Below are 13,000 nucleotides of genomic sequence, written 5' to 3'. Positions count from 1 at the left end.
CGCGCCGGCCGCGCGGCGCGCGTGCGCCACGAAAAAAGGGCGGGCGCCGATGCCGGCACCCGCCCTCGCTGTGATCCGCCGGGGAGACCCCGGCGTCGTCCGACTCAGATGCCGCCGAACTTGTAGTTGAAGCCGGCGCGGACGATGCTGCCCTCGGTGCGGAAGCGCGAGATGTACGCGCCGTTGCCCACGCCCGGGACCGCGCCGACGAGAACGTTCTGGCTGCCGAGGTCGTAGTGCAGGTACTCGGCCTTCACCGTGATGGCGTCGTACTTGATGCCGATGTAGCGGCCGAGCGCGAAGGTGTTCAGGAAGCTGTCGGTCGGCAGGGCGAACTCGATGCCGCCGCCGTAGGCGAAGCCGGTCTTGAAGTCGTCGTAGCGGCCGGCGAACTGGAGGCGGCCACCCGGGGTGTAGAAGTTGGCGTCGTGGAATACGTTGCCGTAGGCGAGGCCGCCCATCCCGTAGACCAGGACGCGGTCGAAGGCGTAGCCGACGCGGCCGGTGAGGGTGCCGAGCCAGTCGAGGCTCTGGCGGAACTGGCTGATGTTCGGCGGGCCGCCGGCGACGTTGCCGGTGCCGAGCACGACCCGGTTCTTGGTGATGTCCGTCCAGTCGATGCTGTTGGCGATACCGACGACGATGCCGGCGCCCGGCGTGAACTGGTAGTTGTAGCCGGCGGTGCCGCCGATGTTGGCGAAGCCGTCCTGCGAGGTCGAGGTCGCGAACGGGCGACGGCCGAGGGCGACGTTGGTGGCGTTGCCGGGCTGGACGCCGACGGTCGTGATGCGCTCGCGGTCGGTGAAGGTGTAGGCGGACTCGAGACCGGCGTAGAAGCCCGTCCAGGTGAAGACCGGCACCGGCGTGAAGACCGGCGGCGGCGCGGCGCGACGCGGCAGGTCGGCGGCGGAGGCGGCCGTCGTGACCAGGGCCGTCGCGGCGGTGGCGAGGAGGAGCTTCTTCATCATGGCGGGGGTCCGAGGTGACGCGTTGTTGTCGCCACTTAAGCTCGGCCGCACGGATCCCGCTATGCCCGCGAAGCCACACTGTGGCGCGAAAGCGGCGCGGATACTGCCTGTGATTGATCTTTCTCCGTTCAAGACTCGCATCCGCAGCTTGACAGCGCGGTCGGTCGGCGGGCCCCCGCGCGTCGCGGAGCTTGATCCCTGGCGGCCGACCCTCTAAGCGGACCGCGTTTTTCGCCCCTGTCGGAACTTCGGGGCGGCGGACCAGGATTCGGGGCCCTTGCGTGGTCCCCGCCGCAGGAATGGGAATCATGGGCAAGGAAAAGTTCTCCCGCACCAAGCCGCACTGCAACATTGGCACGATCGGCCACGTCGATCACGGCAAGACGTCTCTGACGGCGGCGATCACGAAGGTCCTGGCCGAGACGGGCGGGGCGACGTTCACGGCCTACGACCAGATCGACAAGGCGCCTGAGGAGAAGGCGCGCGGGATCACGATCTCGACGGCGCACGTGGAGTACGAGACGCAGAACCGTCACTACGCGCACGTGGACTGCCCCGGCCACGCCGACTACGTGAAGAACATGATCACGGGCGCGGCGCAGATGGACGGCGCGATCCTGGTGGTGTCGGCGGCCGACGGCCCGATGCCGCAGACCCGCGAGCACATCCTGCTGGCCCGCCAGGTCGGCGTTCCGGCGCTGGTGGTGTTCCTCAACAAGGTCGACATGGTCGACGACGAGGAGCTCCTGGAGCTGGTCGAGCTGGAGGTGCGCGAGCTGCTCTCCAAGTACGACTTCCCCGGTGACGACATCCCGATCACCAAGGGCTCGGCGCTGATGGCGCTCGAGGACAAGGAGCCGAAGATCGGCAAGGAGGCGGTCCTGGCGCTGATGGCGACCGTGGACAGCTACATCCCGCAGCCGGAGCGTCCGATCGACATGCCGTTCCTGATGCCGATCGAGGACGTGTTCTCGATCTCGGGCCGCGGCACGGTGGTGACGGGTCGCGTCGAGCGCGGCATCGTGAAGGTGGGCGAGGAAGTCGAGATCGTCGGCATCCGGGCGACCACCAAGACGACGGTGACGGGCGTGGAGATGTTCCGCAAGCTGCTCGACCAGGGGCAGGCGGGCGACAACGTCGGCGTGCTGCTGCGCGGCACGAAGCGCGAGGACGTGGAGCGCGGCCAGGTCGTGTGCAAGCCGGGTTCGGTGAAGCCGCACTCGAAGTTCAAGGCCGAGGCGTACATCCTGACCAAGGAGGAGGGCGGCCGCCACACGCCGTTCTTCACCAACTACCGGCCGCAGTTCTACTTCCGGACCACGGACGTGACCGGGATCTGCACGCTGCCGGAGGGCACCGAGATGGTGATGCCGGGCGACAACGTGACCATGGACGTAGCGCTGATCGTGCCGGTGGCCATGGAGGAGAAGCTGCGCTTCGCCATCCGCGAGGGCGGCCGCACCGTCGGCGCCGGCGTCGTCGCCGCCATCAACGACTGACGATCGATCCGGGGCGGCGCCGCGCGCCGCCCCGCCTCTCCGACGCCGGCTCCCGTCTCGACGGGGCCGGCGTCGTCGTTTCGGGCGGGCGGGGTCCTGTCGGCGCCGCTTCCCGTCTGCTTCCCGCAAGCGACCCCTTGCAAGCCGCGCCGCGATGGGGCATTGGGCGGTGCGCTAGGAGTGTAGCTCAACTGGTCAGAGCGCCGGTCTCCAAAACCGGAGGTTGCGGGTTCGAGTCCCTCCACTCCTGCCAGACATTCAGCCCGATCCCGCGCGGCGGCCCGGTCGACAAGCCAGGGGACTTGCGCTAGAGCGGGCGCAATCCGAGATCTGAAGCGACCGTCGGTGCGGGCCCATCCGGGTCCTCGGCGCCGACATTCGCATTCCCGGATGCGGTCTCTGCCTCGGGGCCGAACACGCACAGACACTGGCGCCATGGCATCGAACGAAGCGACCAAGAAGGTGGACCTAGTGCGCGGCGCGGCCCGCGGTCCCGCGAATCCGCCGCCCGCCCGGCCCGCGACCCCCGCCCGCGCGCCGCAGAAGCGCGCCACGCCGGGCGAGTTCTTCGCCCAGGTGCGCGACGAGGCCCGCAAGGTCACGTGGCCGACCCGCCGGGAGACCACGATCACGACCATCATGGTGTTCGTGATGGTCGTCGCCGCGAGCCTGTTCTTCACGGTCGTGGATCAGGCCCTGCGCTTCTTGGTCGGCCTGATCCTGGGCGTCTGAGAAATCCTGGGCGTCTGGGGGCGGCTCGCCGCCGATCGGGGGTGACCCCGGGGACTTGTCGGAGTTGAACGGAACCGTGTCGAAGCGCTGGTACATCGTCCACGCCTACTCGAACTTCGAGAACAAGGTTGCCCAGTCCATCAAGGACCAGGCGGCCCAGCGCGGGCTGACCGAGCTGTTCGACGAGGTGATGGTCCCGACCGAGAAGGTCGTGGAGGTCCGCCGCGGCCGGAAGGTCGACGCGGAGCGCAAGTTCTTCCCCGGCTACGTGCTGGTGAAGTGCGACCTCACCGACGAGGTCTACCACCTGATCAAGAACACCCCGAAGGTCACGGGCTTCCTCGGGGCCGACAAGTCGAAGCCGGTGCCGATCCCGGACGCCGAGGCCGAGCGGATCAAGGGCCAGGTCGCCGAGGGCGTCGACCGGCCGAAGCCCTCGATCTCCTTCGAGATCGGCGAGACCGTCCGGGTCGCCGACGGCCCGTTCGCCAGCTTCAACGGCACCGTCGAGGAGATCGACGACGCCCGCTCCCGCCTCAAGGTGGCCGTGTCGATCTTCGGCCGCGCCACGCCGGTCGAGCTCGAATACGCCCAGGTCGAGAAGGCCTGAGCCTCCTGAGTCCGGCGGCCGCCCGGCCGCCCATCTTTCCCGGCCCTCGCTGAGCGGCGGCCGCGAAGCCGCCGCATCCCGTTCGCGGATGCGGCACCATCCGCGGGAGAACCGCCCGGCTTCGCCTCCGGGATCCACGGCTCGCACCGCGACCTGCAACCGTCCGACCCGCCGCGCTTCAGGCCGCACGGGGGCGGATTTTCATTGGGAGCAGTCCCATGGCGAAGAAGATCACGGGCTACGTGAAGCTTCAGGTCCCGGCCGGCGCCGCCAACCCGTCGCCGCCGATCGGCCCCGCGCTCGGTCAGCGCGGCCTCAACATCATGGAATTCTGCAAGGCCTTCAACGCGAAGACCGCGCAGATGGAGAAGGGCACCCCGATCCCGGTGATCATCACCGCGTATCAGGACCGCTCCTTCACCTTCGAGATGAAGCAGCCCCCGGTCACCTTCTTCCTGAAGAAGGCCGTCGGCCTGAAGCTCGGCAAGAAGCCGGCCTCCGGTTCCAAGACCCCGGGCAAGGGCCCGACCGTCGGCAAGATCACCGAGGCGCAGCTTCGCGAGATCGCCGAGAAGAAGATGCCCGACCTCAACTGCGACACGGTCGAGTCGGCCGTCGCGATGATCCGTGGCTCCGCGCGGGCCATGGGCCTCGAAGTCGTCGCGTAAGGGAGGGCAGCATGGCTAAGGAAGGCAAGCGCATCCGCGCCGCCCGCGAGGGCATCGAGGCGACCAAGCTCTACGCGCTCGACGAGGCGATCAAGCTGGTCAAGGAGCGGGCGACCGCGAAGTTCGACGAGACCGTCGAGGTCTCGATGAATCTCGGCGTCGATCCCCGCCACGCCGACCAGATGGTCCGCGGCGTCTGCAACCTGCCGAACGGCTCCGGCCGGACGGTGCGCGTGGCGGTCTTCGCCCGCGGCGCCAAGGCGGACGACGCCAAGGCCGCCGGTGCCGACATCGTCGGCGCCGAGGATCTCCTCGAGATCGTGCAGAGCGGCAAGATCGAGTTCGATCGCTGCATCGCGACCCCCGACATGATGCCGCTGGTCGGCCGTCTCGGTAAGGTGCTGGGCCCGCGCGGCCTGATGCCGAACCCGAAGGTCGGCACCGTCACCATGGACGTGAAGGGCGCCGTCGCCGGCGCCAAGGGCGGCTCGGTCGAGTTCCGCGTCGAGAAGGCCGGCATCGTCCATGCCGGCGTCGGCAAGGTCTCGTTCGACGCCGACAAGCTCGTCGAGAACATCAAGGCCTTCGCGGACGCCGTCGCCAAGGCGAAGCCCGCGGGCGCCAAGGGCACCTACGTCCAGCGCATCGCCGTCACTTCGACGATGGGCCCGGGCGTGAAGGTCGAGCCGAACACGGTCCTGACCGCCTGAGGCGCGACGAATCGTCGACGCTGCGGAGCGCCCGGCCGGGAACGGCCGGGCGCTCTGCGTTCGCGGGATCGGTGCTCGTCCCTGTCTCGGACCTGTCTCCGACGCAGGCCTGTCCAGGGCGCGTGGCAGGCGCGGAATACGGTCGGTGACGCGACAGGAAGACAAGCCGCGATGGGCCGGCCCGAACCTGCGTCCCTCACGCCATTCTTAACCGCCGAGGGGGGCGCCAACGGCCGCGGCTGTGCTAGATAGGCCGGCATGCGATGCACCCTGACGGTCACCTCCAAGCGACGCATCCTGTGCGTCTTTCCCGCCTACACGCCGTCCTTCGGGACATTCTCCCACGCCTACCCGCTGATGGGCGGGGTGAAGGCGTTCATGCCGCCGCAGGGGCTGCTGCTGATCGCGGCCTACATGCCGGAGGCTTGGGAATGCCGGTTCATCGATGAGAATATCCGCCGCGCGGGCCCGGCCGACTTCGCCTGGGCCGACGCGGTCTTCGTCTCCGGGATGCACATCCAGGAGCCGCAGATCCACGATATCCGCGACCGCGCCCGCGCGGCCGGGAAGGTGACGGTGCTGGGCGGCCCCTCGGTCTCGGGCGCGCCTGAGAAGTACGGCGACTTCGACTACCTCCATATCGGCGAGATCGGCGACGCCACCGACCAGCTCGTCGCCCGCCTCGACGCGGACCTCACGCCGCCGCCCGCCCAGGTGGTGCTGGAGACCAAGGATCGCCTCCCGCTCGCGGACTTCCCGGCACCGGCCTACGAGGCGGCGCCGCTCAAGCGCTACCTGATCGGCTCCCTGCAATTCTCCTCGGGCTGCCCCTACCGCTGCGAGTTCTGCGACATCCCGCAGCTCTACGGCCGCCAGCCGCGCCTGAAGAGCCCGGAGCAGATGTGCGCCGAGCTCGACGCCATCGTCAGCCAGCCGGGCCACCCGGCGGTGGTCTACTTCGTCGACGACAACTTCATCGGCAACCGCAAGGCGACCCGCGAGATGCTGCCGCACCTCGTGGAATGGCAGAAGCGGAACAGCTACCCGCTCCAGTTCGCCTGCGAGGCGACGCTGAACATGGCCAAGCAGCCCGAGATCCTGGAGCTGATGCGGCAGGCCAACTTCATGACGGTGTTCGTCGGGATCGAGACCCCGGAGGCGGACGCCCTCAAGGGCATCGACAAGACCCACAACGCCGCCGTGCCGATGTACGAGGCGATCGAGACCCTCAATTCCTACGGGCTCGAGGTGACCTCCGGCATCATCCTGGGCCTCGATTCGGACACCGACAAATCCGAGCAGAACCTGATCGACTTCATCGACCGCTCGGCGATCCCGGTCCTGACCATCAACCTGCTCCAGGCCCTGCCCAAGACCCCGCTCTGGGACCGGCTGGAGCGCGAGGGCCGGCTCCTCCACGACGCCAGCCTCGAGTCGAACGTCCTGTTCAAGCGCCCCCACGATTCGGTGGTGAGCAGCTGGCGCCGGGCGATCGCGCACGCCTACGAGCCGGAGAAGATCTTCGAGCGCTTCAAGCACCAGTGCGCGGTGACCTACCCGAACCGCATCACCACGCCGACGGCCGGCAAGCTCACGTTCACCAACCTGCGCCGCGGCCTCATCCTGGGCTTCAACATCATCACCCGCGTCGGGATCTTCTCCGACTACCGCAGGCCGTTCTGGAGCGCGGCCGGCTACGCGCTGAAGCGCGGGCAGATCGAGGCGGTTTTCAACATGGGCTTCGTGGCCCACCACCTGATCCGCTTCACCCGCGAGGCCCTGCGCGGCGAGCACAACGCCTCGTTCTACGCCGCGAAGGCCGCGGAGGCGAAGGCCGCCCGCGACCGCAGCTGGTGGGAGACCGCGCGGCGCAAGCTGGTGCCGGAGCGCGAGGCGGCCTAGCCGGGGATCCCGGGAAGGGCCCCGAGCGATGCAGCGGCGGCAGGGTACCCGCGCAAGTCCTTGCCTGCGGCGGAAAAGTCGCGCTCCGGCCCTTGGCAGGCGGCTTGCTAGGCTCTATACACCGCGCCTCACGCATTTCATCCTCACGGAAGGAGAGCGGCCGATCGGCCGGTTTCCGCTCGAAATGTCGCCCGGGCAACCGGGTGGCACTGGCCGGAAGGATCCCAGGGGCGACGAGTCCCGCGGAGCCTTGTCCGGCCATGTCCTGTCCGAGACTGCAGGTGCCGGTTCGCCGGCTTAATCCGCCAGCCTGCACAGACGGGGAAGACCGAATTCGAAAAGCCTCGCCCCGGCCCCGGCCGCGGAGGGGTGTCGGTTTGAACCAACTCGCCCGAGGCGGCCCGAAGGGGCACGCGCGGGGACAGGGCCGCGAAGCGTCGTTCGGACGTTCCCGGTCTTCCTGAAGGCCGAGACCACGTCCGGGCGGCATGTGCAACCGGCGGACCCGAGACCGGGTTCCGCCAACCGGAGAGAGCCCAGTGGACCGGACAGCTAAAGCTGATCTCGTCTCGACGCTCAACGGCGTGTTCAATCAGAGCGCCGTCGTCGTCGTGGCCCACTACAAGGGCCTCACGGTCGCCGACATGCAGAAGCTGCGCGCGCAGATGAAGCAGGCCGGCGCCACCGTGAAGGTCGCCAAGAACAGCCTCGCCGGCATCGCACTCGATGGCACGGACGTCGCCTCCATCAAGCCGCTCCTGAAGGGCCCGACCCTGCTCGCCTATTCCGGCGATCCGGTCGCTGCCGCGAAGGTCGCGGTCGATTTCGCCAAGGTCAACGACAAGCTCGTGATCCTCGGCGGCGCGATGGGGAAGACCGCCCTGAACCCGGACGGCGTGAAGGCGCTCGCCTCGCTCCCGTCCCTCGACGAACTGCGCGCCAAGATCGTGGGCCTCGTGCAGGCGCCCGCGACCAAGATCGCTCAGGTCGTCAACGCGCCGGCGGCGAAGCTCGCCCGCGTGTTCGGGGCCTATGCCAACAAGGACGAGGCCGCCTGAGGCCCTTCAAAATCCATCCGTTCAAACCGATATCTGAGAGGAATTCAAAATGGCTGATCTCGCCAAGCTCGTCGACGACCTGTCCTCGCTGACCGTGCTCGAGGCCGCTGACCTGGCCAAGATGCTCGAGGAGAAGTGGGGCGTCTCGGCCGCCGCTGCCGTCGCCGTGGCCGCCGGCCCGGCCGCCGGTGGCGCCGCCGCCGCTGCCGAGGAGCAGACCGAGTTCACGGTCGTCCTCGCCTCCGCCGGCGACAAGAAGATCGAGGTCATCAAGGAGGTCCGCGCGATCACCGGCCTCGGCCTCAAGGAGGCCAAGGACCTGGTCGAGGGCGCGCCGAAGCCGATCAAGGAAGGCGTCGCCAAGGACGAGGCCGAGAAGCTCAAGGCCCAGCTCGAGAAGGCCGGCGCCAAGGTCGAGCTCAAGTAAGTCGACGATGGGCCGGTCCCGGCCCATCACCCCACGAAGGCTCCGCGCGAGCCTGTCGTGACCGGAGCCCGCGGGTCAGCGCCCGCGGGCTTTAGGCCGCTTCGGCGGATGGTCCCGGAACGGGACCGGCAAGAGATTCGGTTCGGTGGCGCGGCTCGGCGGGGCGCGCGTCACGGCCCGGTGCGGGAGGTCCCTTTCGGGAACGCTTCCCCGGGCGCGAGGCACGCGGGTAGGAGCGAGGTCACATGGCCAACACGCTGGTCGGTCGCAAGCGCATTCGGAAGTTCTTCGGCAAGATCAAGGAAGTTGCCGAGATGCCGAACCTCATCGAGGTTCAGAAGGCGTCCTACGACCAGTTCCTGATGGTCGACGAGCCCGAGGGCGGGCGCGCCGACGAGGGGCTGCAGAGCGTGTTCAAGTCGGTGTTCCCGATCTCCGACTTCGCCTCCACGGCGCTGCTCGAGTTCGTGCGCTACACCTTCGAGGCCCCGAAATACGACGTCGACGAGTGCCGCCAGCGCGGCATCACCTTCGCGGCCCCGCTGAAGGTCACGCTGCGCCTCATCGTGTTCGATGTCGATCCGGACACCCAGGCGAAGTCCGTCAAGGACATCAAGGAGCAGGACGTCTACATGGGCGACATGCCCCTGATGACGGAGAACGGCACCTTCATCGTCAACGGCACCGAGCGCGTCATCGTCTCGCAGATGCACCGCTCGCCGGGCGTGTTCTTCGACCACGACAAGGGCAAGACCCACTCCTCGGGCAAGCTCCTGTTCGCCGCCCGCATCATCCCGTACCGGGGCTCCTGGCTCGACGTCGAGTTCGACGCCAAGGACATCGTGCACGTCCGCATCGACCGGAAGCGCAAGCTGCCGGCGACGTCGCTGCTCTACGCCCTGGGTCTCGACGGCGAGGAGATCCTGTCGACCTTCTACAACAAGGTCGTCTACGACCGGGACGGCGCCGACTGGCGCGTGCCGTTCGACGCCGAGCGCATGAAGGGCATGAAGGCCACCGTCGACCTGATCGACGCCGATTCCGGCGAGGTCGTGCTCGAGGCCGGCAAGAAGCTGAATGCCCGCAACGCCCGCCAGATCACCGAGAAGGGCACCAAGTCCCTCAAGGCGACCGACGAGGATCTCGTCGGCCAGTACGTCGCCGAAGACCTCGTCAACGTGCAGACCGGCGAGATCTGGGCCGAGGCCGGCGAGGAGGTCACCGACAAGCTCCTGAAGAGCCTGGAGGAGGTCGGGATCACCGAGCTGCCGGTGCTCGACATCGACCACGTCAACATCGGCCCCTACATCCGCAACACGCTGGCGGTGGACAAGAACTCCAACCGCGAGGGTGCGCTGTTCGACATCTACCGGGTCATGCGCCCGGGCGAGCCGCCGACCCTCGAGACCGCCGAGGCGATGTTCCACTCGCTGTTCTTCGATTCCGAGCGCTACGACCTCTCGGCGGTCGGCCGCGTGAAGATGAACATGCGCCTCGACCTCGACGCCGCCGACACCGTGCGCACGCTCCGCAAGGAGGACATGCTGGCGGTGGTCAAGGCGCTCGTGGAGCTGCGCGACGGCAAGGGTGAGGTCGACGACATCGACCACCTCGGCAACCGCCGCGTCCGCTCGGTGGGCGAGCTCATGGAGAACCAGTACCGCCTGGGCCTCCTGCGCATGGAGCGCGCCATCCGCGAGCGCATGAGTCAGGTCGACATCGACACGGTCATGCCGCAGGACCTGATCAACGCGAAGCCCGCGGCCGCGGCCGTGCGCGAGTTCTTCGGCTCGTCGCAGCTGTCGCAGTTCATGGACCAGACCAACCCGCTCTCCGAGGTGACGCACAAGCGCCGCCTCTCGGCGCTGGGCCCGGGCGGTCTGACCCGCGAGCGCGCCGGGTTCGAGGTGCGCGACGTGCACCCGACCCATTACGGCCGCATCTGCCCGATCGAGACGCCGGAAGGCCCGAACATCGGCCTGATCAACTCGCTCGCCACCTTCGCGCGGGTGAACAAGTACGGCTTCATCGAGACCCCGTTCCGCCGCGTGCGCGACGGCGTGGTCACCGACGAGGTCGCCTACCTCTCGGCCATGGAGGAGGCGAAGTACTACGTCGCCCAGGCGAACGCCCAGATGGACGAGAACCGCAAGCTCACGGAGGACCTCGTGGTCTGCCGCCGGGCCGGCGAGGTGATCGTCGTCGGGCCCGAGCGCGTCGACCTCATGGACGTGTCGCCGAAGCAGCTCGTCTCGGTGGCCGCGGCGCTGATCCCGTTCCTCGAGAACGACGACGCCAACCGCGCGCTGATGGGCTCGAACATGCAGCGCCAGGCGGTGCCACTGGTCCGCGCCGACGCCCCGTTCGTGGGCACCGGCATGGAGGCGGTGGTCGCCCGGGATTCCGGCGCCGCCATCGCGGCCCGCCGGGCCGGCATCGTCGACCAGGTGGACGCCACCCGCATCGTCATCCGCGCCACCGAGGAGGCCGACGCCAACAAGCCGGGCGTCGACATCTACCGGCTGCAGAAGTTCCAGCGCTCCAACCAGTCGACCTGCATCACGCAGAAGCCGCTGGTCCGCGTCGGCGAGTTCGTCAAGAAGGGCGAGATCATCGCCGACGGTCCCTCGACCGAGTTCGGCGAGTTGGCCCTCGGCCGGAACGTGCTCGTCGCGTTCATGCCGTGGAACGGCTACAACTTCGAGGACTCGATCCTGCTCTCCGAGCGGATCGTGAAGGATGACGTGTTCACCTCGATCCACATCGAGGAGTTCGAGGTGATGGCCCGCGACACCAAGCTCGGGCCGGAGGAGATCACCCGCGACATCCCGAACGTCTCCGAGGAAGCGCTCAAGAACCTCGACGAGGCCGGCATCGTCTACATCGGTGCCGAGGTGAACGCCGGCGACATCCTCGTCGGCAAGATCACCCCGAAGGGCGAGAGCCCGATGACGCCCGAGGAGAAGCTGCTCCGCGCCATCTTCGGCGAGAAAGCCTCGGACGTGCGCGACACCTCCCTGCGGGTGCCGCCGGGCGTCACCGGGACCATCGTGGAAGTCCGCGTGTTCAACCGCCACGGCGTCGACAAGGACGAGCGCGCCCAGGCGATCGAGCGCGAGGAGATCGAGCGCCTCGCCAAGGACCGCGACGACGAGCAGGCGATCCTCGACCGCAACACCTACGCCCGCCTCGCGGACGTGCTGATCGGTCAGGCGCCGGTGGCCGGCCCGAAGGGCTTCCGGAAGGACACCACGCTCACCCGCGAGCTGATCAACGATTACCCGCGCTCGCAGTGGTGGCAGTTCGCCGTCATCGAGGACCGTCTCATGACCGAGATGGAGGCGATGCAGAAGCAGTACGACGAGTCGAAGAAGCGCCTCGAGCAGCGCTTCCTCGACAAGGTCGAGAAGCTGCAGCGCGGCGACGAGCTGCCCCCCGGCGTCATGAAGATGGTCAAGGTCTTCGTGGCGGTGAAGCGCAAGATCCAGCCGGGCGACAAGATGGCCGGCCGTCACGGCAACAAGGGTGTCGTGTCGCGGATCGTGCCGATCGAGGACATGCCGTTCCTAGAGGACGGGACGCATGCCGACATCGTGCTCAACCCGCTGGGCGTGCCCTCGCGCATGAACGTCGGCCAGATCCTGGAGACGCACCTCGGCTGGGCGGCTGCGGGCCTGGGTCGCAAGGTGTCGAAGGCGGTGGATGCCTATCTGAAGTCGCAGGACATCGCGCCGCTGCGAGAGGAGATGAAGGCGATCTACTCCCCGGGCGAGCTCGACGGCCTGACGGACGAGGAGCTGGCCGAGGCCGGCAACAACGTCCGCCGCGGCGTGCCGATGGCCACGCCGGTCTTCAACGGCGCCAAGGAGGCCGATATCGAGCAGATGCTGGAGATGGCCGGTCTCGACCGCTCGGCGCAGTCGACGCTCTACGACGGGCGCACCGGCGAGCCCTTCGACCGCAAGGTGACGATGGGCTACATCTACATGCTGAAGCTCCACCACCTCGTGGACGACAAGATCCACGCGCGCTCGATCGGCCCGTACTCGCTCGTCACCCAGCAGCCGCTGGGCGGCAAGGCGCAGTTCGGCGGCCAGCGCTTCGGCGAGATGGAGGTCTGGGCGCTGGAGGCCTACGGCGCGGCCTACACGCTGCAGGAGATGCTGACGGTGAAGTCGGACGACGTGGCCGGCCGCACCAAGGTCTACGAGGCGATCGTCCGCGGCGACGACACCTTCGAGGCCGGCATCCCCGAGTCGTTCAACGTGCTCGTCAAGGAGATGCGCTCGCTCGGCCTCAACGTCGAGCTGACGTCCTCCAAGAAGGCCGCCAACGACCAGCTTGAGCCCCCGGCCGACGCGGCCGAGTAAGAGAGAGACCACACCTCCCGTGGCGGCGGTTGCCCGCCGCCACGGTCGAGCGGGAA

General features: G+C 68.3%; 10 protein-coding genes and 1 tRNA gene. 10 read left to right on the top strand and 1 reads right to left on the bottom strand.

Annotation, left to right across the window (positions count from 1 at the left end; all coding sequences use genetic code 11):
- Positions 1–104: 104 nt before the first annotated feature.
- Positions 105–968, bottom strand: coding sequence for an outer membrane protein (locus LXM90_RS27320; RefSeq protein ID WP_020093755.1), 864 nt, complete (start codon positions 966–968; stop codon positions 105–107).
- A 308-nt stretch (positions 969–1,276) separates the two neighbouring features.
- Between LXM90_RS27320 and tuf the strand changes: the two genes are divergently transcribed.
- The 10 genes from tuf to rpoB all read left to right on the top strand — a co-directional run bounded on the left by tuf (position 1,277) and on the right by rpoB (position 12,944).
- Positions 1,277–2,467 (top strand): elongation factor Tu, encoded by a 1,191-nt coding sequence (gene tuf / locus LXM90_RS27315; RefSeq protein ID WP_020093754.1) that lies wholly within the window; start codon positions 1,277–1,279, stop codon positions 2,465–2,467.
- Between the two features lie 176 nt (positions 2,468–2,643).
- Positions 2,644–2,720: transfer RNA gene (locus LXM90_RS27310), tRNA-Trp, on the top strand.
- 182 nt (positions 2,721–2,902) lie between these two features.
- Complete coding sequence (gene secE, locus LXM90_RS27305; protein ID WP_020096222.1) at positions 2,903–3,199, top strand: preprotein translocase subunit SecE; 297 nt, start codon at positions 2,903–2,905, stop codon at positions 3,197–3,199.
- Positions 3,200–3,275: 76 nt separating this feature from the next.
- Positions 3,276–3,809 carry a transcription termination/antitermination protein NusG gene (nusG, locus tag LXM90_RS27300; RefSeq protein ID WP_012320778.1) on the top strand — a complete coding sequence of 178 codons (534 nt, stop codon included), beginning with the start codon at positions 3,276–3,278 and terminating at the stop codon, positions 3,807–3,809.
- Positions 3,810–4,027: 218 nt separating this feature from the next.
- A complete protein-coding gene (rplK, locus tag LXM90_RS27295) occupies positions 4,028–4,477 on the top strand; it encodes a 50S ribosomal protein L11 (RefSeq protein ID WP_010686899.1) in 450 nt (149 codons plus the stop codon).
- An 11-nt stretch (positions 4,478–4,488) separates the two neighbouring features.
- Positions 4,489–5,187: a 50S ribosomal protein L1 gene (gene rplA / locus LXM90_RS27290; protein WP_020096224.1), complete on the top strand. Its 699-nt coding sequence runs from the start codon at positions 4,489–4,491 to the stop codon at positions 5,185–5,187.
- Between the two features lie 258 nt (positions 5,188–5,445).
- Positions 5,446–7,089 carry a B12-binding domain-containing radical SAM protein gene (locus tag LXM90_RS27285; protein ID WP_020096225.1) on the top strand — a complete coding sequence of 548 codons (1,644 nt, stop codon included), beginning with the start codon at positions 5,446–5,448 and terminating at the stop codon, positions 7,087–7,089.
- A gap of 539 nt (positions 7,090–7,628) precedes the next feature.
- Positions 7,629–8,147 (top strand): 50S ribosomal protein L10, encoded by a 519-nt coding sequence (rplJ, locus tag LXM90_RS27280; RefSeq protein ID WP_026605422.1) that lies wholly within the window; start codon positions 7,629–7,631, stop codon positions 8,145–8,147.
- Between the two features lie 49 nt (positions 8,148–8,196).
- Entirely contained in the window at positions 8,197–8,574 is a 378-nt protein-coding gene (rplL, locus tag LXM90_RS27275; RefSeq protein ID WP_020096227.1) for a 50S ribosomal protein L7/L12, read from the top strand.
- A 245-nt stretch (positions 8,575–8,819) separates the two neighbouring features.
- Entirely contained in the window at positions 8,820–12,944 is a 4,125-nt protein-coding gene (rpoB, locus tag LXM90_RS27270) for a DNA-directed RNA polymerase subunit beta (protein ID WP_020096228.1), read from the top strand.
- Positions 12,945–13,000: the final 56 nt, after the last annotated feature.

It is taken from the genome of Methylobacterium oryzae, from assembly GCF_021398735.1.
Lineage (GTDB): Bacteria > Pseudomonadota > Alphaproteobacteria > Rhizobiales > Beijerinckiaceae > Methylobacterium.
This window is presented reverse-complemented; position numbering and strand designations above follow the sequence as displayed.